This window comes from Agromyces protaetiae, assembly GCF_030866785.1.
Lineage (GTDB): Bacteria > Actinomycetota > Actinomycetes > Actinomycetales > Microbacteriaceae > Agromyces > Agromyces silvae.
In genome coordinates this window covers 3,700,234-3,725,319 of sequence record NZ_CP133018.1, presented here as the reverse complement: position 1 = coordinate 3,725,319, position 25,086 = coordinate 3,700,234, and the positions used below count along the sequence as shown (strand labels likewise).

The 25,086-nt window shown below is 70.5% G+C and carries 26 protein-coding genes; 17 read left to right on the top strand and 9 right to left on the bottom strand.

The features are described 5' to 3' along the window. Positions 1–76: 76 nt before the first annotated feature. From clpS to QU602_RS17020, 3 genes are read left to right on the top strand one after another with little or no spacing between them, the layout of a single operon-like run. Entirely contained in the window at positions 77–379 is a 303-nt protein-coding gene (gene clpS, locus QU602_RS17030) for an ATP-dependent Clp protease adapter ClpS (RefSeq protein WP_308797640.1), read from the top strand. Beyond that, the gene (locus tag QU602_RS17025) at positions 376–867 is read left to right on the top strand and encodes a DUF2017 family protein (protein ID WP_308797639.1); all 492 of its coding nucleotides are present in this window, start codon (positions 376–378) and stop codon (positions 865–867) included. The genes clpS and QU602_RS17025 overlap by 4 nt, the downstream gene beginning before the upstream one ends. Before the next feature lie 54 nt (positions 868–921). Then, positions 922–2,106, top strand: coding sequence for a hypothetical protein (locus QU602_RS17020; protein WP_308797638.1), 1,185 nt, complete (start codon positions 922–924; stop codon positions 2,104–2,106). Positions 2,107–2,140: 34 nt separating this feature from the next. Here QU602_RS17020 and QU602_RS17015 read toward each other — a convergent pair whose 3' ends face one another. Beyond that, a complete protein-coding gene (locus tag QU602_RS17015; RefSeq protein ID WP_308797637.1) occupies positions 2,141–2,563 on the bottom strand; it encodes an SHOCT domain-containing protein in 423 nt (140 codons plus the stop codon). Between the two features lie 180 nt (positions 2,564–2,743). Here QU602_RS17015 and QU602_RS17010 point away from each other — a divergent pair, with 180 nt between their 5' ends. The 4 genes from QU602_RS17010 to QU602_RS16995 all read left to right on the top strand — a co-directional run bounded on the left by QU602_RS17010 (position 2,744) and on the right by QU602_RS16995 (position 7,562). Next, positions 2,744–4,075, top strand: a complete 1,332-nt coding sequence (locus tag QU602_RS17010; protein WP_308797636.1) for an ion channel protein — start codon at positions 2,744–2,746, stop codon at positions 4,073–4,075. 64 nt (positions 4,076–4,139) lie between these two features. Next, on the top strand, positions 4,140–5,588 hold the full coding sequence (locus QU602_RS17005) for a DUF1254 domain-containing protein (protein WP_308797635.1): 1,449 nt from the start codon (positions 4,140–4,142) through the stop codon (positions 5,586–5,588). Continuing rightward, the gene (locus tag QU602_RS17000) at positions 5,585–6,256 is read left to right on the top strand and encodes a GAP family protein (RefSeq protein WP_308797634.1); all 672 of its coding nucleotides are present in this window, start codon (positions 5,585–5,587) and stop codon (positions 6,254–6,256) included. The genes QU602_RS17005 and QU602_RS17000 overlap by 4 nt, the downstream gene beginning before the upstream one ends. Positions 6,257–6,362: 106 nt before the next feature. After that, positions 6,363–7,562, top strand: a complete 1,200-nt coding sequence (locus tag QU602_RS16995) for an AI-2E family transporter (RefSeq protein WP_308797633.1) — start codon at positions 6,363–6,365, stop codon at positions 7,560–7,562. Positions 7,563–7,683: 121 nt separating this feature from the next. On the opposite strand, the gene QU602_RS16990 is transcribed toward QU602_RS16995, so the two are convergent. Beyond that, entirely contained in the window at positions 7,684–9,111 is a 1,428-nt protein-coding gene (locus QU602_RS16990) for a DUF2252 domain-containing protein (protein ID WP_308797632.1), read from the bottom strand. Between the two features lie 128 nt (positions 9,112–9,239). Between QU602_RS16990 and QU602_RS16985 the strand changes: the two genes are divergently transcribed. From QU602_RS16985 to QU602_RS16965, 5 genes are all read left to right on the top strand, one after another. Then, entirely contained in the window at positions 9,240–9,665 is a 426-nt protein-coding gene (locus tag QU602_RS16985; RefSeq protein WP_308797631.1) for a DUF6325 family protein, read from the top strand. Positions 9,666–9,726: 61 nt separating this feature from the next. Beyond that, a complete protein-coding gene (locus tag QU602_RS16980; RefSeq protein WP_308797630.1) occupies positions 9,727–10,050 on the top strand; it encodes an SHOCT domain-containing protein in 324 nt (107 codons plus the stop codon). A 125-nt stretch (positions 10,051–10,175) separates the two neighbouring features. Next, entirely contained in the window at positions 10,176–11,318 is a 1,143-nt protein-coding gene (locus QU602_RS16975) for a type III polyketide synthase (protein WP_308797629.1), read from the top strand. Position 11,319: 1 nt separating this feature from the next. After that, positions 11,320–12,120 (top strand): methyltransferase domain-containing protein, encoded by an 801-nt coding sequence (locus QU602_RS16970; RefSeq protein ID WP_308797628.1) that lies wholly within the window; start codon positions 11,320–11,322, stop codon positions 12,118–12,120. A gap of 212 nt (positions 12,121–12,332) precedes the next feature. Further along, positions 12,333–13,586, top strand: coding sequence for an FAD-dependent oxidoreductase (locus tag QU602_RS16965; protein ID WP_308797627.1), 1,254 nt, complete (start codon positions 12,333–12,335; stop codon positions 13,584–13,586). Positions 13,587–13,696: 110 nt separating this feature from the next. Here QU602_RS16965 and QU602_RS16960 read toward each other — a convergent pair whose 3' ends face one another. Next, on the bottom strand, positions 13,697–14,131 hold the full coding sequence (locus QU602_RS16960) for a nitroreductase family deazaflavin-dependent oxidoreductase (protein WP_308797626.1): 435 nt from the start codon (positions 14,129–14,131) through the stop codon (positions 13,697–13,699). Between the two features lie 400 nt (positions 14,132–14,531). Here QU602_RS16960 and QU602_RS16955 point away from each other — a divergent pair, with 400 nt between their 5' ends. Both QU602_RS16955 and QU602_RS16950 read left to right on the top strand, forming a co-directional pair. Beyond that, the gene (locus QU602_RS16955) at positions 14,532–14,786 is read left to right on the top strand and encodes a hypothetical protein (protein WP_308797625.1); all 255 of its coding nucleotides are present in this window, start codon (positions 14,532–14,534) and stop codon (positions 14,784–14,786) included. A 63-nt stretch (positions 14,787–14,849) separates the two neighbouring features. After that, positions 14,850–15,461 carry a GNAT family N-acetyltransferase gene (locus QU602_RS16950; RefSeq protein WP_308797624.1) on the top strand — a complete coding sequence of 204 codons (612 nt, stop codon included), beginning with the start codon at positions 14,850–14,852 and terminating at the stop codon, positions 15,459–15,461. Positions 15,462–15,679: 218 nt separating this feature from the next. On the opposite strand, the gene QU602_RS16945 is transcribed toward QU602_RS16950, so the two are convergent. After that, on the bottom strand, positions 15,680–16,384 hold the full coding sequence (locus QU602_RS16945) for a YceI family protein (protein WP_308797623.1): 705 nt from the start codon (positions 16,382–16,384) through the stop codon (positions 15,680–15,682). Positions 16,385–16,551: 167 nt separating this feature from the next. Here QU602_RS16945 and QU602_RS16940 point away from each other — a divergent pair, with 167 nt between their 5' ends. After that, complete coding sequence (locus QU602_RS16940; protein WP_308800219.1) at positions 16,552–18,756, top strand: ATP-dependent Clp protease ATP-binding subunit; 2,205 nt, start codon at positions 16,552–16,554, stop codon at positions 18,754–18,756. 402 nt (positions 18,757–19,158) lie between these two features. Further along, positions 19,159–20,220, top strand: coding sequence for a TerC family protein (locus QU602_RS16935; RefSeq protein ID WP_308797622.1), 1,062 nt, complete (start codon positions 19,159–19,161; stop codon positions 20,218–20,220). A 126-nt stretch (positions 20,221–20,346) separates the two neighbouring features. On the opposite strand, the gene QU602_RS16930 is transcribed toward QU602_RS16935, so the two are convergent. Together QU602_RS16930 and QU602_RS16925 are read right to left on the bottom strand one after the other, a co-directional pair. Beyond that, positions 20,347–20,946, bottom strand: a complete 600-nt coding sequence (locus tag QU602_RS16930) for a dihydrofolate reductase family protein (protein WP_308797621.1) — start codon at positions 20,944–20,946, stop codon at positions 20,347–20,349. Between the two features lie 71 nt (positions 20,947–21,017). After that, positions 21,018–21,308, bottom strand: coding sequence for a helix-turn-helix domain-containing protein (locus tag QU602_RS16925; RefSeq protein ID WP_308800218.1), 291 nt, complete (start codon positions 21,306–21,308; stop codon positions 21,018–21,020). Between the two features lie 48 nt (positions 21,309–21,356). Between QU602_RS16925 and map the strand changes: the two genes are divergently transcribed. After that, positions 21,357–22,133: a type I methionyl aminopeptidase gene (gene map, locus QU602_RS16920; RefSeq protein WP_308800217.1), complete on the top strand. Its 777-nt coding sequence runs from the start codon at positions 21,357–21,359 to the stop codon at positions 22,131–22,133. 144 nt (positions 22,134–22,277) lie between these two features. Here map and QU602_RS16915 read toward each other — a convergent pair whose 3' ends face one another. From QU602_RS16915 to QU602_RS16905, 3 genes are read right to left on the bottom strand one after another with little or no spacing between them, the layout of a single operon-like run. Beyond that, complete coding sequence (locus QU602_RS16915) at positions 22,278–23,012, bottom strand: orotidine 5'-phosphate decarboxylase / HUMPS family protein (RefSeq protein ID WP_308797620.1); 735 nt, start codon at positions 23,010–23,012, stop codon at positions 22,278–22,280. 2 nt (positions 23,013–23,014) lie between these two features. After that, positions 23,015–23,965, bottom strand: a complete 951-nt coding sequence (locus QU602_RS16910) for an NAD(P)-dependent oxidoreductase (RefSeq protein ID WP_308797619.1) — start codon at positions 23,963–23,965, stop codon at positions 23,015–23,017. Next, entirely contained in the window at positions 23,962–25,017 is a 1,056-nt protein-coding gene (locus QU602_RS16905) for an Ldh family oxidoreductase (protein ID WP_308797618.1), read from the bottom strand. Before QU602_RS16905 ends, QU602_RS16910 begins: the two co-directional genes overlap by 4 nt. Positions 25,018–25,086 lie beyond the last annotated feature (69 nt).

Genomic DNA, 25,086 nt, shown 5'->3' with positions numbered 1-25,086 from the left:
GAGGGCCGCTCGACGGCGGCCGTCAAGTGCCCCGTGAGGGGATGCAGGCGTCTGCCGATCGTGTCAGGCTGGGTGAGTGACGGACACGCTTGAACGCACCGAACTCGACGAGGGGCTCGACCTCGGGGTCGAGTCGGTCGTCGAGCGTGCGTGGCGCACCATCGTGTGGGACGACCCGATCAACCTGATGACCTATGTCACCTACGTCTTCCGCAGCTACTTCGGCTACTCGCGCGAGGAGGCCGAGCGTCTGATGCTGCTCGTCCACCACGAGGGCCGGGCGGTCGTCGCGACCGGCAATCGCGAGGCGATGGAGCGGCACGTGCAGGCGATGCACGGCTACGGGTTGCAGGCGTCGCTGTCGAAGGTGGACCCGTGATCGTCGCCGGCCGCAACGGGACCGACGGGGTCCGTCTCGTGCTCGAGGCCGAAGAGGCCATGCTGCTCTCCGAGCTCGCCGACCAGGTGGACTCGGTCCTGTTGCTCGGCTCCGAGGACGACCCGGCGCTCGACCGGCTGCTGCCGAATGCGTACCCCGACGACCTCGACGCCGCGCGCGAGTTCGCGCGCTACACACGGGGCAGCCTCGTCGACGGCAAACGGCAGGCGGCGCAGTCGGTGCGCGACGCGACCTCGGTCGGCGAGGGCGAGCGACTTGTCGAGATCGAGCTCGATCAGGTGCAGGCGTGGGGCTGGCTCACGTTCCTCACCGATCTGCGGCTGATCCTCGCCGAGCGGGTCGGCATCGGCGAAGAGGGCACGCCCGAGCAGGACGAGCAGCGCGACGACTACCTGCGCGCGGCGTACGAATGGGCCGGCTTCGTGCAGGGCTCGATGCTCGAGGTGCTCGACCCGACGGAGTCCTGACTGGCAGGCTGGTGCCCATCGCGGCATCTGGCCGCCTGAGGGATGGGTGGACGGATGTCACAGGCGAACCCGCGCACGAGCGGCACCGCGGCGCCGCAGCGAACAACCGAACGTGCCGAGCCGCTCAGGCGCGTGCTCCGCGACCCCGGTGGGACCGCCGAATCGCTCGAGTCCGCGGCGCTGCTGCTCGGCGCCGTCGCCTTCGTCGTGGTCGGCCTGGTCGCCTGGGTCGTCTTCTGGAACCGGGAGCTGCCGATCTCGGGCTCCGGCTCGCTCGCCGAGTTCGTCGCGGTCACGTCGGCGCTGATCGCGATCGCCGCGTTCGTGTTCGGCCGACTGGTGCTGCGGGCGCCGTCGCCGGCGCTGCGCGCCGAGATCGGGCCGGGCCTGTCGGTCGCGGGTGCGCGCCTGCACTGGTTCGACCTGATCGCCCTCGCGTTGGCGCACGCGGTGATCGTGCTGCTCGGCTGGACGGGCGTCGGTGCGGTGCTCGAGCAGAGCTTCATCGGCGCGGAGGTCTATGCGTTCCCGGGCGCGCTGCTGTCGGGGGTGGCCGCGGCGGTCACGATGTATGCGGTGTTCCTGTCGTCCGCACGGCTCACGCCGATGCTGCTCTCGCTCGTGCTCGCCGTGTTCCTCGTGGTCGGCGCGTTCGCGAGCATGCTGAGCTCGAGCGACCCGCTGTGGTGGCAGAAGAACCTGTCGGCGCTCGGCATCACGAACGATGTGTCCTCGCTCGCGTTCAACCTCACGCTCATCATCGCGGGCGCGATCGTCACGACCATCGCGCGGTACGGCACGGCCGCACTGCCGGCGTCGACGCCGCTCGAGGTCGGTCGCCGCACGCGGGTGCGCATCGCGTTCGTGCTGATCGGCGTGTTCCTCGCGTGCGTCGGGATCTTCCCGGTCAGCGACTTCTTCTGGCTGCACAACTCGGTCGCGACCGGCATGGCGGTGGTGTTCGCGGTGCTGGTGTTCGCGCTGCCGCGCTGGGCGCCGTCGATGCCGCGCGTGTTCGTGCTGCTCGGGTACGTGTTCGTCGGCGTGATCGTGCTGCTCGCGGTATTCTTCGCGACCGGGTACTACAACCTCACGGCGGTCGAGCTGGTCGCGGCGGTGCTCATCTTCGCCTGGATCATCCTGTTCCTGCGGAGTGCGGGCGTCATGCGCACCGCGACCCAGCCGGATGCCGCGACCCAGCCGGATGCCTCGACACAGACGGATGCCTCGGGCGTGTAGCCCGAGGCATCCGATCGGTGTGCGCGGATCGTGACTAGACCTGCACGTTGGTGCTGTTGGTGGAGTGGGCGAGTGCTTTGGCCTTCAGCAGGTCGTACTCCTGCTGGTTGATCGTGCCAGCGTCGAGCAGCCCCTTGGCCTTGGCGATCTCGTCGGACGGGCTCGCCGCCGTGCCCACCGTCTGGCGGATGTACTCGTCGGTGGCCTGACGTGCCTCGGTGGCATCGCGCTGGGCGCGCTCGGCCATGCCGCGGCCGCGGGCGATGAGGTACACGAGCGCGGTGATGAACGGGGCGAAGATCAGGAAGATGATCCAGACGGCCTTCCACCAGCCATTGAGCTTGTGGTCACGGAACAGGTCGCTGATGATCGCGATGACCGCCCAGAGATAGGCGACGAACGCGAAGATCCAGATCGTCCACCAGATGATGTCCCAGAAGCTGTTCCAGAAGTTCATGGCTGGCCTTTCTTCGGTTGTTGGGCACGCTGAGGGAGTGCCCTTGGGTGCACCATAGCGCTCAGCCCGGCTGATTGTCATGAATTTCTCAGGAACGTGCCCGACCTGTTGTCAGCGCCCGTCACCTCGGCAATAGGGTGGGCGGAAGTGGACGGGGCCGCGGCCCGGGACGGAGGTGTCGTGACCCAGCCAGACCCGTCGCCGGAGCCGGCCCCGCGCGGGGATCCGGAGGAACGACCCGAGCTGCCCTCGCCGACGCCGCGGCAGCTGCTCGTGCTCTCGGTGCCCGCGATCCTCGTCGGCGTGGTCACGGCATTGGTGCTCTGGGTCGTGGACCGCGTGTCCGAGGCCATGTCCGACGTCATCTGGACGACGGTGCCCGACGCCCTCGGTGTCGACGCCTCCGGCTGGTGGATCCTGCTCGTGCTCACCGTGACCGGCTTCGCCGTCGGGCTCTGCCTCCGGTTCCTGCCCGGCCACGGCGGACCCGACTCGGCCACGACCGAGCTCATGGAGCCGCCGCTTCCCTTGAAGACGCTGCCCGGCCTCGCGGTCGTGCTGCTGCTCGGGCTCGCCGGGGGCGTGAGCCTCGGACCCGAGAACCCGATCATCGCGATCAATGTCACGCTCACCGTGTTCGTGCTGACGCGGTTCATGCCGGCGGTGTCGCCGAAGCTCGCGATGCTGATGGCCGCGGCGGGCACGATCGGGGCACTGTTCGGAACCCCGGTCGGCGCGGCGCTGCTGTTCACGGGCACGCTCGCGGCGATCCGCGGGGGCGGGGCGCTCTGGGACAAGCTGTTCCTGCCGCTCGCGGCGGCGGCAGCGGGATCGGTGACCATGCATCTGCTGGGCACGCCGCCGCTGGCGTTCACGGTGCCGCAGGACACGGTCGAACCGGTCGACTTCCTCATCGGCATCGTGGTCGCGTGCGTGTGTGCCGCGATCGGTCTCGGTGCGAACTGGCTGTTCCCGCGGGTCTACCGCGCGTTCCACGCGCTGCGGAACCCGATCGTGGTGCCGACCCTCGGCGGCCTGGTGCTCGGCGTGCTCGGCATGCTCGGTGGGCCGATCACGATGTTCAAGGGGCTCAGCCAGATGGGCGAGCTCATCCAGAACGTCGGCCAGGAGTCGGCGGGCGACCTCGCACTCATCGCGGCGATCAAGATCGTCGCGCTGCTCGTGGCCGCGAGCGCCATGTTCCGCGGCGGCCGGGTATTCCCGTCGGCGTTCATCGGAGTGGCGCTCGGCATGCTCGCGCACGCGCTCATCCCGGGCTTCCCGCTCGCGCTCGCGATCGGGTGCGGGCTCATCGGCATCCTGCTGGTCGTCACGCGCGACGGCTGGATGGCGCTCTTCCTCGCCGCAGCGGTGACCGGCGACCTCGCGCTGCTGCCGTGGTTCTGCGTCATCGTGCTGCCCGCCTGGCTGCTGGTGTCTCGCGCGCCGGAGTTCCGGATCATCCCGCCGGCTGCCTCGGCGCCCCCGGCGGCGCGACCATCGGCGGACTGAGCCGCGCCCGGCCCAGCCCCAGCCCCCAGCCCACCACCCCAGCCCCCACCGAAGGAGCCAGCAATTGGTCAACGAAGGAACGCCCGGCGCCGGAATCAGCGCAGAAGCGATGGAGCAGGCGATCGCGAGGGTGAGCACGCCCGACCGCCTGATGACGCCGTTCGGCGAGCTCGAGCTCTTCGACGGCGTGCCGCGCGCCGCCTCCGTCGAGACCATGTACGACGCACTCGACCTGATGCGCGGCGCCCAGGCGTTCCTGAACGCCATGCCGGGCGCATCGCTCGTCGCGATGCGGCGGGGTCTGCGCAGCGCGGGCGTCGTCTCGCCCGAGATCATCGGATACACCGACCCGCGTGCGAACTCGGCCAGCCTGTACCTCACCCCGAACACCGAGACGACGTACGGCACGACCTTCCTCGACCTGAAGGCGTGGGGGCCGACCGTCATCGAGGCGCCGCCGCAGTCGCTGTGCGTCGTCGACGACTTCTGGTTCCGGTACGTCGCCGACATGGGCATCCCCGGCCCCGATCGCGGGGCCGGCGGGAAGTACCTGTTCCTGCCGCCGGGATACGACGGCGACGTGCCCGACGGGTATTTCACGTACCGCACGCCGACCTTCACGAACTGGGTCGTGCTGCGCACACTCGGCGGCGTGCCGGCGATGAAGCAGACGCGCATCTACCCGCTGCACGAGGCGGATGCCCCACGCGAGAACACGTACCTGAACATCGCCGACGTGCCGCAGAACACCGTGCACTCGAACGATTTCGACTTCTTCCTCGAGATCGACGAGCTGATCCAGGAGGAACCGGTGGGCTCGCTCGACGTCGAGCTGGCCGGCCAGCTCGCCGCGCTCGGCATCGCGCACGGGCGACGGTTCGCGCCGGACGAGCGCCGCCGGAGCATCCTGGACGACGCCGCGAAGCTCGGCGCCGCGATCTCGCGCGCACTCGTCTACACGCCGCGCGACCCGCTCGCCTATTACTGGCCGGGCAATTCCTGGAAGAACGCCTTCGTCGGCGGCAGCTACGAGTTCGTGCACGAGGGGGCGAGGCTGCTCGACGCGCGCACCCAGTTCCACTACTTCGCGACCGTGATCACGCCCGCGATGGCGCACGCGCAGGTCGGCGCAGGGTCCGCGTACGCCTACACGGCCGAGGATGCCGATGGGCACGTGCTCGACGGCGGCGAGACCTATTCGCTCACGATCCCGGCCGACCCGCCTGCGAAGAACTTCTGGGCGATCGACCTGTACGACACCCAGACCAGGTCGCTGCTGCAGGTGCCGTCGACACCGTACCCCGCACTGTCGAGCCTCAGCGGCTCGCTCGTGCCCGAGCCGGACGGCAGCCACGTGCTCTGGTTCGGGCCCTCGGCGCCCGCAGGGCGCGAGACGAACTGGATCGAGACCGCGCCCGGGAAGTCCTGGTTCCCGATCCTGCGTCTCTACGGCCCGCTCGAACCGTGGTTCGACGGGTCATGGCGGCTGCCCGAGATCGTGCGGCACGCGTGAACGGGGTCGTCGGCGACATCCTGCCCCTCGCCATCGGCATCGCGATCAGCCCGATCCCGATCATCGCTGCGATCCTCATGCTGCTCTCGCCGAAGGCGAAGGGCACGAGCGTCGGGTTCCTCGCAGGCTGGGTGCTCGGCATCGTGGTCGCGGTGGTCGTGTTCACACTGCTGTCCGCGATCATCCCCGAACAGGATCCGGATGCCTCGAAGCCCATCGCCGGCACGATCAAGCTGGTGCTCGGGGTGCTGCTCCTGCTCCTGGCGGCGCGCCAGTGGCGCTCGCGGCCGAAGGCCGGCGAGGAGGCGGCGCTGCCGAAGTGGATGGCGGCGATCGACGGCATGACGGCGGTGCGCGGGCTCGTCCTCGGCTTCCTCCTCTCGGCGGTGAATCCGAAGAACCTGCTCATGGCCGCCGCGGCCGGGGTCGTGATCGGGACGGCCGGGCTCGACGCCGGAGCATCCGCCGTCGCCATCCTCGTGTTCACCGTGGTCGCCGCGATCTCGGTCGCGGGGCCCGTGATCGCCTACCTGGTCGCCTCGGCCCGCATGGCGGGGCCGCTCGAGGCGCTGCGGGCGTGGCTCGTGCACAACAACGCCACCGTGATGGCCGTGCTGCTGCTCGTGATCGGCGTCGTCGTCATCGGAAAGGGGATCGGGAGCTTCTGAGCCGTGCTGCACCGGGCGTTCGGTGATGGCGGCGGGCGCGGAGTTGCGCCATCATCGGCATCAGCCGAACTGCGGCCTGCTGCGGTGACTCTCGAGAGGAGTCGAGATGTGGTGGAACCGGAAGAAGCCCCCGTCCCCCGAGAGTCAGCGCGCGCCGCAGCCGCCCGGCGATCCGGTCGCCGCTGCTGAGGCGCCGCCGCCGCCGCACCGCACGGCGTTCATCCTGCTCGGGCTCGGGGGCGCGACCGTCGCCGCGTTCGGGCTGGCGGCGATCGGCACGATCTTCGCGCTGTCGTTCTTCGCGCTCGTGCTCACGATCTGCGTCTATCCGATCCGGTCGTGGCTCGAACGACACGGCGTCCCGCGGGGGGTCGCGAGTGTCGCGGTGATCCTCGCGGTCGTGCTGCTGCTCGGCGCGTTCGCGGGGGCGCTGGTCGTGTCGTTCGGGCAGTTCGCGGCGCTGCTGCCGCAGTACACGGATCAGCTGCAGTCCTGGGTCGACGGCTTCGGCGAGTGGCTCGCGAGCATCGGGTTCGGGCAGGCGCAGGTGCAGAGCATCGTGTCGGGCCTCGATCCCGGCGCGATCGCGGGCGTGCTCGGTGGCGTGCTGGGCAGCGCGGCGAGCCTGCTGAGCGGGGTCGTGATCCTCGTCACCATGCTGATCCTGATGGCGATGGACGCGTCGTACGCGAAGACGCTCACGCGCGACCTCAGGACGCGGAAGCCACTCCTCGCCGAGGCATCCGTCGGCTACACGTTCGGGGTGCGCCGCTACATGGTGGTGACCACCGTGCTCGGCGCCGCGCAGGGACTCGTGAACTGGATCGCGTTGGTGATCCTGGGCGTGCCGGGCGCCGCGCTCTGGGGGCTGCTCGCGTTCATCTGCAGCTTCATCCCGAACATCGGGTACTTCATCGCGATCGTGCCCCCCATCGTGTTCGCCGCGCTCGTCGGCGGCTGGCCGCTGGTGATCGCCGTGATCGTGGTCTACGGCCTCGTGAACGGGATCATCCAGTCGATCATCCAGCCGCGGGTGGTCGGCAACGCGGTCGCGCTGAGCCAGTCGCTGACGTTCTTCTCGGTGCTGTTCTGGGCCGTGGTGCTCGGCCCGATCGGGGCGATCCTCGCGATCCCGTTGACATTGCTGGTGCGCATGCTGCTCGTCGACTCGAATCCGGCGAACGCGTGGATCAGGCCCGCGCTCGGCGACCTGAACCAGGCGAGACGCGTCATGGACGCCGAGGATGCCGCGGCCAAGGCCGAGCGGCGTGGGCGGCGGCACCCCGAGGACGCAGCCGGGGCGTAAGCCGGCGGTCGTGCGCCGGCGGTCGTGTCGCCGCGTCGCCGCGTCGCCGCGTCGCCGCGTCGCCGCGTCGCCGCGGTGACGTCGGTCGATGCCGCTGGGCTCGCTCCGCCCGGCGGAACGGCTATGCGATCTGCGACTCGAGACGGCCGGACTCGACCGCGGCGAGGAGCGCCGCGTGGTCGGCCTCGGTGCGGTCCGCGTACGCGGAGGCGAACGTCGCCAGGGCGGCCGCGAAACCGCGCCCGCCGCCGACGTAGCCGGAGATCGCCGCCGCATCGCCGCCGCGCGCGTGCGCCCGCGCGAGCACGAGGGCGCAGTACTCGGCGTACAGCAGCATCGTGTCGGGCTCCATGCGTTCCGGGGCGAACGAGCCCTTCCAGTCCCGGAACTGTCGCACATAGAAGTCGCGGTGCCGACCGTCGAGCCCTTCGGCGCTCGTCCAGCCGAGCAGCACATCGCTCAGCGCCTGCATGAGATGCGCTCCCTCGACCACGCGACGGCCCTGATGCGCGTAGGCGCTCGGTGCATCATCCGGCTCCAGCACCGAGCGTTGCGCCTCCTTCGCCTGCAGTACCAGCAGATCGTTCGCGCCATTGCCGCGCAGCAGCACGATCCAGGCCCTTGTGCCGACGCTGCCGACCCCGACCACCTTCAACGCGAGGTCCACCGGCCGATACCGCGCGAGGATGCTGCGACGGTGCGGCGGCAGCGACGTCTCGTACCCGGCGAGGATCGCGGCGAGCCGTTCGCGCAGGACGTCCGGATCGGCCCCCTGCCGCTCGATGAGATGCCGCAACGGCAGCACCAGCGGTGCATCGAGGCGGAATCGGAGCTCCCCGTCGACCTCTTCCGCGAGCGATGCCGCCGCGCTGCGGCTGTCGCGGCCGACGGTCTTCTCGATCAGCTTCGCGCCTCGCTTCGCCGCGCGTGCCGGCAATCGTGCCGACATCGTCGACAGCGCGGATCGCGCGTCGACGTGCGACGAGAACAGCGTCATCGTCGGGGTCCGGGCGGCCTCGTCGATCGCGGTGGCATAGGCCCGGACCATCCGTTCGACGATGCGCCGACGCAGGTCGTCTTCGAACCCGCGGGCCCTGGCGGCGACCTCGAAGCTCGCGGCCATGCGCTTGACGTCCCATTCGAACGGACCGGTCGCGGTCTCGTCGAAGTCGTTGAGATCGAGCACGAGCGACCGCTCGGGCGACGCGTACAGGCCGACATTGGCGAGGTGCGCGTCGCCGCAGAGCTGCGACGTGATCCCACTCGACGGCCGCTCGCGCAGGTCGCCGGCCATGACCGCGGCGGAGCCTCGGAGGAACGCGAAGGGCGACGCGCCCATTCGGCCGTATCGGATCGCGATCAGGTCGGGCACGCGTGTGAGGGCCTGGGATTCGAGGATCGCGACGGCGTCGCGCTCGCCCGAACCCAGTTCGGCCTGCGCCTCGATCGGCGCGTCGGTCCGCGCCGCGCGGCCCGCCGCTCGACGCGCCTTGCGGTGTCGCGTGGTCGTCGCAGGATCGGTGCTGAGCGTGGCGAAACCGGTGTCCATGGTTACCCCCTCGGACCACGAGCGGTGGTGGCGTCTGACTGCATGATACGAGCGCGGCTGCCTCTACCGCGAACCGAATTTGAGCGATACTCTTCACCTGCATCCGGCGTTCTGGCGAGGGGGAGCTCATGGCTGATTTCGAGTACGGACCCGTAGAGATCCTCGTCGTCGGATTCGAGGGCGAACGCCCGGACGCTCCCACCTTCGACGCCATCGCCGATCTCGTCGAGGCCGGCGACATCCGCCTGCTCGACGCGGTGATCATCTCGCGCGACGCCGACGGCAACCTCGACGCGATCGAGTTCGAAGACCTCGGCGACGAGGTCGACATCACCGAGATCGAGCTCGTGGCAAGCGGTCTCGTCGGCGAAGACGACTACGCCGATCTCGGCGAGGTGATCCCGCCGGGCACGTCCGCGGCGGTGCTCGCGGTCGAACTCGTGTGGGCGAAACGACTCGCCTCGAGGTTCGCCGAATCAGGCGGGGTGATGCTGCACGCCGAGCGGATCCCCGCGCCCGTGGTCAACGCGGTGCTCGCTGCGGCGAGCGAATAGGTGCCCGCGTAGCGCGAGTGCGTCGAACAGCGTCGAGACCGTACACACCGAGGAGGGCGACATGCCGTTCATCAGAAGGGCCGGAAGGCCGGGGCTCATCGGCATGGCCGCGCGCACCGCGGTGGTCGCGGGCACCGCGACCGCTGTATCGGGCGGCGTCGCCCGGCATCAGCAGCGCAAGGCCGACGAACAGTATCAAGAGCAGTACGCCGCCCAGCAGGCGCAGGCCGAGCAGGCCGCCGCGCAGCAGGCCGCGACCCAGCAGACTCCGCCCCCGGGCGGCGTCGACCTGGTCGCCGAGCTGCAGAAGCTCGCCTCGCTGAAGGAGCAGGGCATCCTCTCCGACGCGGAGTTCGCCGCCGCCAAGGCGAAGCTCATCGGCTGACGCGAGACGACGCCCGGATGCCTCGTCGACGACGCCGAGGCTCCGGGCGTGCAACCCTGTTAGGGGCTGGCGGCGAGGGTGTCCACCCCTTGCCCGCGGTGGTGCAGGCACACATACCATCAGGCATGACCGTTGCGTTGCGAGGCCTGTCCACCGTCGTGCCCCCGACCGTGCTCGTACAGGAGGAAGTGCGCGACGTGTTCTCGGCGCAGCCGGGCCTGAACCGGCTCGCGCAGCGGATCATCCCGACGTCGTTCAATGTGTCGGGCATCGCGACCCGCTACACCGTGATCGAGGAGCTGAACCGCGAGGCGCACCCCGACGAGCCGGTGTTCTTCGATGTCGAGAGCGGCGACCTGCTGATGCCCGGGACGAAGGCGCGCAACGAGCTCTACGCGGAGCACGCGAGCCGCCTGTACCTCGAGGCCGGTCGCGCCGCGCTCGAGGCGACGCCCGGCATCGAGGCCGGCGACGTCACCCATGTGATCACCGTGTCCTGCACGGGCTTCTACGCCCCCGGACCCGACTATGTGCTCGCGCGCGATCTCGGCCTGCCGGCGGGCGTGCAGCGCTACCACCTCGGGTTCATGGGCTGCTACGCGTCGATTCCGGCGCTGCGGCTGGCGAAGCAGGTGTGTGAGGCGGATGCCACGGCCGTGGTGCTGGTCGTCAGCGTCGAGTTGTGCACGCTGCACCTGCGGTCGTCGAACGACCCGGACACGATCGTCGCCTCGTCGCTGTTCGCCGACGGTGCGGGAGCGGGCATCGTCACGGCGCGGCCGCTCGAACCCGGGGAGCGCGCGCTCGACCTCGACCGGTTCGCGACCCGGATCACGCCGGTCGGTGAGGGTGATATGGCGTGGAAGATCGGGGACCACGGCTTCGAGATGGTGCTCTCCAACGCGGTCCCCTCGATCATCGACGAGCACGTCACCGGGGCGCTCGAGCCGCTGTTCGAGGCGGAAGAGGCGCTCGTCACGGCGCTCGAGACGGATGCCTCGAGCGAGGCGATCGAGCACTGGGCGATCCATCCGGGCGGGCGCAGCATCCTCGACAAGGTGGAGTCCCGGCTCGTGCTGACCGAGGCGCAGCTCGCGCCGGCCCGCGGGATCCTGCACGAGTACGGCAACATGTCGAGCGCGACGGTGCTGTTCGTGCTCCGCCGGATCCTCGACCAGGCCGACGCCGCCGACGGCGATCGGGTCGCCGCGATGGCGTTCGGCCCAGGGCTGACCGTGGAGTCGGCGCTGCTCACGGTGCGGGGCTGAGGTGGCGACCGGGGCACGCGCCTCGCGCGGCGCCGGTGGGCGCGACGAGCGGGCGGATGCCTCGGGCGGAGCGTCGCGCCGCGGGCTGGCCGCACGCGACGACGCCGCGCGTGAGCTCATGGACGACCCCGCGTGCGACCCCGCCATGCTCGAGCGCACCTACGAACGGTTCGGGCTCGTGAACGCCGTGGTCTCCGGCCAGCGCGCGGTGTACCGCAGCTGGATCCGGCCGCGGCTGCGGCGCCGCGCTGCGGTCGGCGACATCGGCCGGCTGCTCGACGTGGGCACCGGCGGCGCCGATCTGCCGCGCCGGCTGCTGCGCTGGGCGCACGCCGACGGCCTGCCGCTGGAGATCGTGGCGATCGACCCGGACGAGCGAGCGATCGACTTCGCCCGGCGCCGCCCGCCGATGCCGGGCCTCGAGCTGCGGGGCGTGTCGACCCGCGAGCTCGTGACCGCCGGCGACTGGTTCGACGTGGTCACCTCGAACCATGTGCTGCACCATCTCGACGGTCGCGAGCTCGGTGCGCTGCTCGCGGACTCCGAACGGCTCGTCGCCCCGGGAGGCGTGGCCGTGCACGGCGACATCGAGCGCACACGGCACGGGTATGCGGCGTTCTGGCTCGGCACGCTGCCGTTCGAGCCGAACCTGCTGCGCGGGTCCTTCATCAGGCCCGACGGGCTGACCTCGATCCGCCGCAGTCACACGGCGGCCGAGCTCGCCGCGGCGCTGCCACCGGGCTGGCGCGTCCGCCGCGGCTTCCCATCGCGGCTGGAGGTCGTCTGGGAGGCGCCCCTGTGACGGGTCGTGGTTCCGCGGGTCGGCCCGCCGGCGGGGTTGCGCCCGGCGATGAGCACGCCGGCGGGGTTGCGCCCCACGGAGGAGGACGCGTTTCGCGACTCGGTGGTCCCGAGGAACGCGTAGCTCGCGGGGGCTCGATACGGTCGCTGGCGCTCCATCCTCGATCGGCGGATGGTGCGGTGCGTGAGGTCGCTGGGCCTGTGGATGGTGCGGTGCACGACGTCGCGATCGTCGGCGCGGGCGCCGTCGGCCTGCTGCTCGCGTGCCTGCTCGCGCAGCGGGGTCTCGACGTCGTCGTGCTGGAGCGGCGTACGGGCGCGGGCGAGCGCACGCGCGCGATCGGCATCCATCCACCCGGGCTGCGGGCTCTCGACGCGGCGGGCGTCGGCGCCGACGTGCGCCGCCTCGGCGTGCCGATCCGCGACGGCGTCGTGACCTGCGAGGGCCGCGAGCTCGGCCGCCTCGCGTTCGACGACGAGCACGTCTGGTCGCTGCCGCAGCGCGAGACCGAGCGGCTGCTGGAGGCCCGGCTGGCCGAGCTCGCCCCGGCCGCCCTGCGGCGGGGGACCGCGGTTGACGGCCTGCGCACGGTCGACGGCCGCGTCGAGGTGATCGTTCGCGGTGTCGCCCGAATCGCTGCTTCGCCCGCCGCTGCGGGTGCGCTCGCGGGACATGGCCGCGCCGTGTCGCTGGAATCGCGTCCGCGTTCAGCTGGAGAGGTCCCTTCGGGCGACACGGGCACGCGGAGTCGCCCATCGAGCGGCATGGAGGTGGTGCGCGCGCGATACGTGGTCGGGGCCGACGGCGTGCGCAGCACGGTGCGGGGGCTCGCCGGTATCGGGTGGCGGGCGCGGCGCGGCAGCGCCGAGTACATCATGGGCGACAGCGACGACACGACGGATGCCCCGGCCACCGCCCTGCTGCGGTTCGAACCGGCGGGCGTGGTCGAGTCGTTCCCGTTGCCCGGTGGGCGCCGTCGATGGGTGGCCTGGGTGCGGCGCACGCCCGCCCCGCTCACCCCGGCGGCGCTGGCCACGATCGTCGCCGCGCGCACCGAGGCATCCGTCGACCTCGCGACCGCGACCGAGCCGAGCGCGTTCGCGGCACGTCAGCACCTGGCCGACCGGTTCGCGCACGGCCGCATCGCGCTCGTGGGCGATGCGGCCCACGAAGTCAGCCCGATCGGCGGGCAGGGCATGAACCTCGGCTGGCTCGACGCCGTGCGGCTCGACGCCGAGCTCGCTCGCGCACTCGCCGAGGGTGCACCCGCGACCCCGTTCGGGGACTACGACCGGGCTCGGCGGTCCGCGGCGCTCCGCGCCACCCGGCAGGCGGCGTTCAACATGACCATGGGCGCGCCCGCCGCCGGCGTGCGACTTGCGGCTCGGAACCGGCTCGTCCGGGTACTCGCCGTCTGGCCGATGCGCCGGCTGCTGGCGTCGGCGTTCACGATGCGGCGGCTCTGACCCGTTCGTCGATGGGCGCCAGGCGTCGAAGGCCGCGTGTCGGGATCATGACCGACCTCGACGCGCGTCGCGCCTCGACCCCGTGATCGATGTGACGGGCCGCGGGCCGATCAGACGCGCGTGAGCACGAAGACCGGGATCTGCCGGTCGGTCTTCGTCTGGTACTCGTCGTAGTGCGGCCAGGTCTCGTTCGCGCGGGCCCACCAGGCGTCGCGCTCGGCACCCTGAACCTCGCGCGCGACGTAGTCGTGCTTCGCGGCGCCGTCCTGCAGCTCGACGCCGGGGTTCGCGACGAGGTTGTAGTACCAGGCGGGCTGGTCGGGTGCGCCACCCTTCGAGGCGACGACGGCGTACTCACCGTCGTGCTCGACGCGCATGAGCGCGGTCTTGCGGAGCTTGCCGGACTTCGCACCGAGCGTCGTCAGCACGACGATCGGCCGGCCCTGCATCTCGTTCGCCTCCGCGCCCGCGGTCTGCTCGAACGTCTCGGCCTGCGTCCGCGCCCACTCGGCGGTGCTCGGCGCGTACTCACCCTGCAACGGCATCTACGGTCCTCCTCAGTCGTCCTTTCCGAGGCTAACGCGTTCCAGGGCGAGCGCATTCCACCTGCATCCGCGCGGGCGCCGACTGTTCATCGTCGTGAAACCCGACGGCGCGTATCCGTTGCCGACGGGCCATCTTCGACCGTGAGCCTCTCGGTCTCGGGCGCCGCCGGGCGCGCTCGAACTCCGGCGTCTGCGCGACGCGGGCCTGGCCGCGCACGCCCACAGAGACCTCGGATGCCCCGGGCCCGCCCCGGGGCATCCGAGCTGCCGGGGCTGCCGGGGTGTGGCTGGCGCGGCCCGCGTCGGGGACTGCTCGCGCGACGTCGTCTCGCGGGCAAGCCAGGGGTGTGGCCGCCCGAGCGGCGGCGTACGATCGGCCGAGACGGCGAGGAGCGTGATCATGAGCGATCGGCACGGGGCATACGGTGAAGAGCCCGAGGTGATGAGCATCGGCATCCAGGCGGCGTTCGGTTCCGGCATCGTCGGCGGACCGCAGGGCCGGCGAGGGCAGGCGGGGTCCCTCGACGACGGAGGTCACGACCCCGGCAGCCGCGCCGACGAGACGGCCGGCGAGGTCGCCGAAGACATCCGCCATCTGCACGGCGAGGGCGGGGGCGAAGAGGAGGTCGGGCTCGCGCCCGGCGAATCCGACTGAGGCCGGCGACGGCGCATACGTGACCGGCGCGAAGCGCACCGCGGTCGACGGTACCGTGGCCTCGTGCATGCTGATACGGACTTCGCCTCGACACCGACGCTCTCGGGATCGCTGACGCGCCTCGAGCCCCTCTCGGTCGACCACGCCGACGCACTCGCCGAGGCGGTGGCCGTCGACGAGCTCTGGCGCACGTGGTACACGCGCATCCCGTCGCCCGACGGCATGGTCGCGGAGATCGAGCGCCGGCGGCGACTGCACGCCGATGGGAAGATGGCGCCGTGGGCCGTCGTCGATGCTCGGACCGGCCGGGCGATCGGCATGACGACCTACCTCCACCTCGACCCCGGGAACCGGCGTCTGGAGATCGGCTCGACCTGGCTCGGAGTCGAGGCGCAGCGCACCGGCATCAACGCCGAGGCGAAGCGGCTGCTGCTCGCACGGGCGTTCGACGATCTGCACTGCATCGCGGTCGAGTTCCGGACGCACTGGCACAACCACCAGTCGCGCGCCGCGATCGCGCGCCTGGGCGCGAAGCAGGACGGCGTCCTGCGCAAGCACACGGTCTTCGAGGACGGCACCCTGCGCGACACGGTCGTCTTCTCGATCACCGACGACGAATGGCCGACGGTCAGGCTCGGTCTCGACGCCCGTCTCGCGCGATCCCTTCGGCGCTGACCCGGTCTCGGTCTCGCAGAGCGCCACTCCGGACCGCCTCCCGCCGCGCGTTGGAAGTCGGAAAGTGGGTTGGAACGTCTGCCGATCCGCACTCCGTCCCAGGATGTGACGTGCATCCCACTTTCTGAGGCGCTGCTGATCGAGGCGCGGCTGTCCGACGCCCAGCGGCCGGGCGTGCAGTGGGCGAGCGAGCGAGCGCGCGGGCGGATGCCTCCGCGCTACGCGCGCTCGAGCTCGAGCGAGAACTCGATGAAGCCGGTCGGCTCGACCGACACGAAGCCGAGGTTGGGCGCCTCGACGCCGAAGTCGGCGAACGTGATCGGGATGCTCCCGGCGACCTGACCGGTTTCGCCGTTCAGCACGGCCTCCAGCTCGACCGTCACCGACCGGGTGACGCCGGCGAGTGTGAGGTCGCCGGTCGCCTGGATGGTCTGCACCTCGCCCACGGCGGGTGCCTCGTCGGTCGTGATCGCCTCGGTCAGCACGAACGTCGCGGTCGGGTGCTCGTCGACGCGCACGGCGTTCTCGCGGAAGTAGTCGTCGCGGTTGCCCGAGTCCGTCTCGATCGACGCGACGTCGACCGTGAGTTCGGCGGCCGTGAGCGAGAGCCCCTCGACCTGCAGCGCGCCCGTCACCTGCTCGGTGCGGCCGACGACCGTGACATCCGTGCCGTTCAAGACCTCGTCGACGCGGTAGCCCGCGTACGATCCCGACCCGACCGCCCAGGCACCCGACAGGTCCGCGGTGTCGGTCGAGCCGGTCTCGGCCGACGCGCTCGGCGCCGCGGTGACGCTCGGCGCCGCCTCGGCCTCGCCGACGATGACGTCGCGGTAGATGATCGGGCCGGCGATGGCGGCGGTCGCGCCGAGCACGACCACCCCCGCGACGATCGAGGCGACGATGATCTTGGTGCGCTTCTGCATGCGGCTCCCCGGTGCTCGCGAGACGGTGACGCCTTTCAGTTTTCCTTGCAAAACCATGAAGTTCCCGAACGTTCCCCGAAGGTCCGGCCACGGGGTCTTGACCTCGCGGGCAAAGTTGAGTTCAATAGACTCAAGTTTGAAGTGGAAGGGAACTCACCTTGGCGAACATGCAGGGTGCGCCGAACTCCCAGGAGGAGCAGAAGTCGGCGCTCGAACAGTTCGGCGTCGACCTCACCGCGCTCGCGAAAGCGGGCAAGCTCGACCCGGTCATCGGGCGGGATGCCGAGATCCGGCGCGTCAGTCAGGTGCTCACGCGCCGCACCAAGAACAACCCCGTGCTCATCGGTGAGCCCGGCGTGGGCAAGACCGCGGTCGTCGAGGGCCTCGCGCAGCGCATCGTCGCCGGTGACGTCGCCGAGTCGCTGAAGGGCAAGCGCCTCGTCTCGCTCGACATCGCCGCGCTCGTCGCGGGCGCCATGTACCGTGGCCAGTTCGAAGAACGCCTGAAGAGCGTGCTCAAAGAGATCGACGAGTCCGAGGGCGAGATCATCACCTTCGTCGACGAGCTGCACCTGCTCATGGGTGCCGGCGGCGGCGAGGGCTCCGTCGCGGCCTCCAACATGCTGAAGCCCATGCTCGCGCGCGGCGAGCTGCACCTGATCGGCGCGACCACGCTCAACGAGTACCGCGAGTACATCGAGAAGGACGCCGCGCTCGAGCGCCGCTTCCAGCAGGTCTACGTCGGCGAGCCGACGGTCGAAGACACGGTCGCGATCCTCCGCGGCCTCAAGGGCCGCTACGAGGCGCACCACGGCGTCACCATCACGGATGCCGCGCTCGTGGCCGCCGCGTCGCTCTCGAACCGCTACATCACCGCGCGGCAGCTGCCCGACAAGGCCATCGACCTCGTCGACGAGGCGATGTCGCGGCTCAAGATGGAGATCGACTCCTCGCCCGTCGAGATCGACCAGCTGAAGCGCGTCGTCGACCGGATGAAGCTCGAGGAGCTCGCCCTCAAGAAAGAGAAGGACGACGCGTCGAAGGAGCGGCTCGCGAAGCTGCGCGAGAGCCTGATCGAGAACGAACGCGAGTTGGCGGCGCTCGAGGAGCGGTGGTCGCGCGAGCGCATGGGGCTGAACCGGGTCGGTGAGCTCAAGAAGCAGCTCGACGAGGCGATCACGCAGCGCGACCTCGCGCTGCGCGAGGGCGACTATGCGAAGGCCTCGCGGCTCGAGTACGAGACGATCGCGAACCTCAAGCGCGACCTCGACGCGGCCGAGCAGGCGGATGCCGCCGGCAATGCCGCGGGCGAGCCCCGCATGGTGAACGAGCAGGTCACCGAAGAGGACATCGCCGCGGTCATCTCGGCGTGGACGGGCATCCCGGTCGGCAAGCTCATGCAGGGCGAGACCGAGAAGCTGCTGCACCTCGAGGCGGAGCTCGGCAAGCGGCTCATCGGCCAGAAGCCCGCGGTCGCCGCGGTCGCCGATGCCGTGCGCCGCTCGCGGGCGGGCCTCAGCGACCCGAACCGGCCGACCGGCTCGTTCCTCTTCCTCGGTCCCACAGGTGTCGGCAAGACCGAGCTCGCGAAGGCGCTCGCCGAGTTCCTGTTCGACGACGAGCACGCCATGGTGCGGATCGACATGTCCGAGTACGGCGAGAAGTTCTCGGTCTCCCGGCTCGTGGGCGCTCCTCCCGGCTACGTCGGGTACGAGCAGGGCGGGCAGCTCACGGAGGCCGTGCGTCGCCGGCCGTACTCGGTGATCCTGCTCGACGAGGTCGAGAAGGCGCACCCCGAGGTGTTCGACGTGCTGCTGCAGGTGCTCGACGACGGCCGGCTCACCGACGGCCAGGGCCGAACGGTCGACTTCCGAAACGTCATCCTGATCCTCACCTCGAACCTCGGCTCGCAGTACCTCATCGACCCGTCGCTCAGCCGCGAGGAGAAGGAGGAGGCCGTGCTCGCAACCGTGCGGCAGGCCTTCAAGCCCGAGTTCGTGAACCGGCTCGACGACATCGTGGTGTTCTCCGCGCTGAGCGAGCAGGAACTCGCCGAGATCGTGAACCTCTACATCGACCGACTCGCGCGGCGACTGCACGAGCGCCGGCTGCAACTCGGCGTCACGCCCGACGCGCGGGCCTGGCTCGCCGAGCGCGGGTACGACCCGCTGTACGGCGCCCGCCCGCTGCGGCGACTCATGCAGAAAGAGGTCGACGACCGGCTCGCGCGGGCGCTGCTCGCCGGCGAGATCCGCGACGGGGACACCGTGCTCGTCGGGCTCGCGCCCGACGGCGACTCGCTCACGGTCGGCCGGGCCGACCCGATCCCGGTCGACGACGAGGTCGTGGACGCGGAGATCGTCGACGAGTGACCGGTCGTCGCGGCTGACTGGTCGTCGCGGCTGCCCCGGTCGTCGCGACTGACCGGTCGTCGCGGGCTGTGGGGCGGAGATCCGTCCCCCGACGGATCTCCGCACGACCGCTCGGTGACCCCCCGGGGATGAGGCGTCCCCGATTCACCGCACGGTATGCGCAAATTCTCACAGCCTGAATTCGGGCACGACAACACCCCTCTACTGGGGGTCGACCGCGACCTACCGGGGGTCGACCGCGACGGTCGGCGAGACGAGGTAGGGTAGACGAGAACAAGGGGAGTACTCCTCCGCGGCGAGCTCGTCAATACGAACGCATCGATGCGTTTCGGGCCGTCGGTCTCACGACCGTGAGATGGAGAAGACCTTGGCGACATCAGTCCGCCGACGTCTGGAGTACCCATGCAGGTCACGCCCCTGGTCTGGGCGATCACGATCGCCATCACGATCGCGTTCTTCGTCTACGAGTTCTTCGCGCACGTGCGCAAGCCGCACGAGCCCACGATCGGCGAGTCCGCTCGCTGGTCGGTGTTCTACATCAGCCTCGCCCTGATCTTCGGCGTCGGCGTCGGCATGGTCTCGGGCTGGGGCTTCGGTGGTGAGTACTTCGCGGGGTACTTGACCGAGAAGGCGCTGTCGATCGACAACCTGTTCGTGTTCCTCATCGTCATGACGGGCTTCGCGGTGCCGAAGAAGTATCAGCAGAAGGTGCTGATGATCGGCATCGTGATCGCGCTGATCCTTCGCGGCGCGTTCATCGCCGCGGGCGCGGCGCTGATCGAGAACTTCTCATGGGCCTTCTACCTGTTCGGCGCGCTGCTGCTCGTGCTGGCGTACCGGCAGGCGTTCGGCGACCACGAGACGAACCCGGCGAACAACCGGTTCATGCGCTTCGTGCGCCGCATCCTCCCCGTCACCGACGAGTTCCACGAGGACAAGCTCACCGTCAAGCAGGGTGGCAAGCGCTTCGTCACGCCGATGCTCCTCACGATCATCGCGATCGGCTTCATCGACCTCGTCTTCGCGCTCGACTCGATCCCCGCGATCTACGGGCTCACCGAGGAGGCGTACCTCGTCTTCACGGCGAACGCGTTCGCACTGATGGGGCTCCGGCAGCTCTACTTCCTCATCGGCGGCCTGCTCGAGCGCCTCGTGTACCTCGCGCAGGGTCTTGCGGTCATCCTCGGCTTCATCGGTGTCAAGCTCGTGCTGCACGCCCTGCACGTGAACGAGCTGCCGTTCATCAACGGTGGCCAGGGCGTCGAATGGGCGCCCGAGATCCCGATCTGGTTCTCGTTGTCCTTCATCGGCGCGACCATCGCGGTCGCCACCGTCGCGAGCCTCGTGAAGACCCGCGGCGACGCCGCAAAGGCGGATCGCGAGGAGTTCGCCGGCGAGCCCATCCAGACGGCCGACCCGAGCGAGCCCACGGGAGACCGCGCGAGCGAGCCCGCGCGGGACTGACGCGCCGAACGGTCGCGGATGGCGGGTGTCCAGCGACCGGACCCGCCATCCGCGACCGTTCGCGCGCACTGTCGTGCCGTGCTGAGTCGTGGCGCGGCTCAGGTGGCGCGGCTCAGGTGGTGCGGCTCAGGTGGCGCGGCGGTACGTGCTGACGACGACGCCCCCGTCGAGCGTCCGGCTGTCGGCCAGGGCGAGCCGGCTGAAGGGGAACCCGTCCGAGAACAGCCGCTTGCCGGTGCCGATCACGAGCGGGTAGACGACGAGCCGATACTCGTCGATCAGGTCGTGCTCGGCCAGGCTCTTGATCAGGACGGTGCTGCCCCAGACGCGGATCTCGCCGCCCGGTTCGTCGCGCAGGCCGGCCACCGCGGCGGGGACGTCGTCTCCGAGCAGGTGCGAGTTCTGCCAGCCGAGCTCGGTCAACGTGCGCGACGCGACGTACTTCGGAACCCGGTTGTAGAGCCTGGTGAGGTCGCCTTCCGGCCCCTCGGCGTCCTCGTCCCACACACCCCAGGAGTTCGAGAAGATGTCATACGTCTTGCGGCCGAGCAGGAGCGCCTCCGTCTTCGACTCCCACTCGCCCACCAACTCGCCGACCTCGGCCATGTCGTAGGTGAACTGCCACCCGCCATGCTCGAAGCCGTCTTCGCGGTCCTCCTCGGAACCGCCCGGCGCCTGCGCGACGCCGTCGAGGGTCAGAAACGTCTGCACCACGATCGAGCTCATCTCCCGTAACCTTCCATCCGCGTGTTGGGGCCGACCCTACGCGCGCTGCGGGCGGCCGCAACCCCGGGGCGTCACGAAACTCGGAGGTCGGCCGCCGGCGGCGGAGGCGCGGTGCCCACCGGGCCGTTGAGGTCGGCCCACACGGCGTCGAGTGAGAGCCCCAGTACGCCGGCGATCGCAGCGACGGTCGGGAACGCGGGCGTTGCGATCCGCCCCGTCTCGATCTTCCGCAGGGTCTCAGGCGAGATGCCTGCGTCAATCGCGATGGCGAGCATCGAGCGTTCACCCCGGGCACGGCGCAGGAGCGCGCCCAACCGCTGACCGCGTTCGACCTCGTCAGGGGAGAGTGGAAGCCTGACCATCATGCGACGATTCTAGTACCGGTATGATTGTACCGGTATGGTTATTGGATGATTCAAATACTCTCCCCGCGCGAAGTCGACCGCGCGCGGGTGGCCGGAGCACTGGTCGCGGACATTCTGCAGACCCTCAAGACCCGCAGTCGGGTGGGAACGAACCTGCGAGAGATCGACCGGTGGACGCAGGAGATGATCGTGAAGGCCGGCGCGCGATCGTGTTACGTCGATTACGCTCCGTCGTTCGCGCCCGGCAGGTTCGGCCACTACATCTGCACGGCGGTCAACGACGCCGTGCTGCACGGGATGCCGCACGACTACGCGCTCGCCGACGGGGACCTTCTGACGCTCGACCTCGCGGTGTCCAAGGACGGGATCGCGGCCGACGCAGCCATCAGCTTCGTGATCGGCGGGTCGGCGACCGTCTCCGACCTCGCACTGATCGAGGCGACCGAACATGCGCTCGCCGCCGGCATCGCGGCAGCCCGCCCGGGCGCACGAATCGGAGACATCTCCTCGGCGATCGGCGAGGTGCTGCTCTCGGCTGGGTTCACCGTGAACACGGACTTCGGTGGTCACGGAATCGGTTCGACGATGCATCAGGACCCTCATGTTGCGAATGTCGGGCGACCCGGGCGGGGCTACCGGCTCCGGCCCGGTCTTCTCCTGGCGCTCGAGCCGTGGGTGATGGCCGACACTGACGAGTTCGTCACCGACGCCGACGGCTGGACGCTGCGCAGTGCGACCGGCGCTCGTGCAGCCCACTCCGAGCACACCATCGCGATCACGGACCGCGGGTGTGAGATCCTGACGCTTCCCACCCGCGCATAGCGGCTCGCGGCGCGCGCGTCGTGCGACGTGCGCCGGTCAGGTCGTCGCGCCGGTCACACCGTCGCCCTCCTCGTCGAGCGCGTCGGCCCTGACCCTAGCGAGTCGGCCCGGCGGCCGGAACCCCTCCGGCCGCCGGGCACGGCATCAGCGCGCGGGGTAGCGGATGGGCGCGCGGTGCACCCGGTCGCACGCCTCGGTGAGCACGCCGAGCAGATCGCCGTCGGCGGCCGAGAACGACTTGCCGTCGATCGCCAGCGGCGCGCCGAACACGACGACCGGCGCGCCGATCTCGGGGCATCCCACCGCCTGATCGATGGTGAGTCCGCCGACGGCCTGCACCGGGACCGTGGTCGCGGCGACGATCGCCTCGAGATCCGTCAGCGGAGTGAGACCCCAGTCGGGGTGGGCGTTCCGGTGGTCGTAGCCGATGTGGTGGATGACCATGCCGACCCCGAGCGACTCCAGGCGTGCGCACTCCGCGACCCGATCGGGTGCGCCGAGGTCATCGCCCATGACCAGCATGCCGAACCGGTCGCCCGCGGCGACCACGGCGTCGACGGTCGCATCGTGGGCGCGGCCCATGACGATCACGGCGTCCGCGCCGGCATCGCCCATCATCTCGGCCTCGAGGTAGCCGCCGTCCATGGTCTTCAGGTCCACGATGAGCGGATGGTCGGGGAACTCCTTGCGCAGCGCGCGCACGGCGTGCAGGCCCTCGGCCAGCACGAGCGGGGTGCCGACCTCGATCCAGTCGGCCCCGGCCTCGACGGCGATGGCCGCGGTGCGGAGGGCCTCGGCATTGTTGGTCAGGTCGAGCGAGATCTGCACGAGTGGCCTGGTGAGGGTCTCGCGGGTGAGCTGGCGGATGGACGTCGACACGGTCAGGCCTCTCTGCGTGGGGTGACGAGGTTGCGCAGCGGGGTGCCGCGCAGGTGGGCGGTGAGGTTCTCCTCGATGAGCTCGGCCGCGCCGAGCGGGCGACCGCCCGCCGAGTGCGGCGTGAGGATGACGTTCGTCAGGTCCCAGAGTGGGGAGCTCGGCGGAAGCGGTTCCTGCACGGTCACGTCGAGCGCGGCGCCGCCGATCCGCCCGTCGCGGAGCGCGTCGATCAGCGCGGATTCGTCGATGGTGCTGCCGCGGCCCACGTTCACGACCCACGCGTGGGCCGGGAGCGCCGCGATCAGGTCGGCGTCGAGCGCGCCGTCGGTCTGCGGGGTCGACGGCAGGATCATGATCAGCACGTCGGCCGAGGGCAGGATCTGCGGCAGCTGGGCCGGGGTCACCACCTGGACGTCGCCCGCGGTGCGCGTACGGGTCGCCACGCCCGTGACGTCGGCGCCGAGCGCGATGAGGTGCGGTGAGAGCGTCGAGCCGATGCTGCCGTATCCCCAGATGACGACGTTGGCGTTGCGGAGCGTGGAGAACAGCCCGGGGCTGGGCTCGGGCTGGATCCCGCCGAACTCGCCGGCCCAGCGGTGGCCGATCTGCGCCCGGACGAGTGAGTGCAGGCGGCGTGCCGCGGCAAGGGTCAGCGCGAGCGCATGCTCGGCGACCGGGGCGTCGTGCAACGACCGGCCGCTCATAATGGCGACCTCGGGCCGGAAGCCGGCCGCGAGGGCGGCATCGCTGCCCGCCGAGAGCAGCTGGAGCCATTCGAGCCGGCCGAGGCGCGACGCCGCGTCGGCGAAGAGCTCGTTCGGCATGCCCCACCCCACGAGGCCCTGTGCGTCGGTGTGCTCGTCGGGGATCGGGACGGTGGGGTCGAACGGGACGACGACGACACCCGGGATCGTGGTCTCGAAGGCCACGTGGTCGGGGACGAGCAGCTTCATGCGCGGCCGCCGATCGTGGAGCCGTCGCCCGGGAAGGCGATCGCGCTCGCCTTTCCGAGTGCGATGAGTTCCTCGGCGGTCGCCTCGGGAAGGTCGATGCCGGATTCCACGCGGGATCGCCGCGTCGACTCCTCGGGTTCCCCGGGGATCAGGACCTGATCGAAGCCCGGTGCGGGGGCGGTCGCGTGCGCGGCGTCGATGAGCCCGTCCATGCGGGTCACGAAGTCGTCGAGCGGGATGAACCGCGACACGTCGAGGGCCATCATCCAGTGCCCGACGTCCTGGGGCTTGCTGAAGTCGCTGTACATGTTCCCGATGTCGCCGGCGACTGCGGCGCCGGTCAGGACGCCGCCCAGCACCTCGATGAGGAAGCCGAGTCCGTACCCCTTCGGTCCGCCTGCGGGGAGGAGGGCGGTCACCGCGTCCGGGTCGGTGGTCGGCACGCCCTGCGCGTCGACGCCCCAGTCCCCGGGGATCGGCGTGCCCTTGGCCTGGGCGAGCAGCACCTTGCCCATCGCGCTGGTGCTCGTCGCCATGTCGAGGCTGACCGGATCGCCGCTGGTCGGGGCCGCGAACGCGAACGGGTTGGTGCCGAGCAGCGCCTCACGTCCGCCGAACGGCACGACGATCGGTTCGGAGTTCGACACGACGAGTGCGACCTTGCCGCGGCGGGCGAGAGCGCGCGCATAGAACCCCGCGGTGCCGAAGTGCGTGCTGCCGCGGACGGCCGCGGTCGCGATGCCGTGCTCGGAGCTCAATCGGTCAATCTCGTCGACGGCGACCCGGGCTGCGAGCTGCCCGGGGGCGCCGGCCGCGTCGATGCGCACGACGGCGCCGGAGCGCTCGACGACCGGGTGTGCGCCCGGGACGACCAGGCCTGCGTCGATGCGGGCGCGATACGCGGGCAGCCGGATGACCCCGTGCGAGTCCACGCCGCGCAGGTTCGCATCGACGAGGGTCTCGGCGAGGTAGGCCGCGTCGTCGGGGTCGTAACCCCAGGTCTCGAGCAGTTCGGCCGCCCAGCCTTGCAGGCGGCCTCCGTCGATGATCATCGCTCTCGTGGTTCCTTTCGCATCGTTGCGGCGCACGGGATGTTGGCGCAGGCGGTAAATCTCATAATA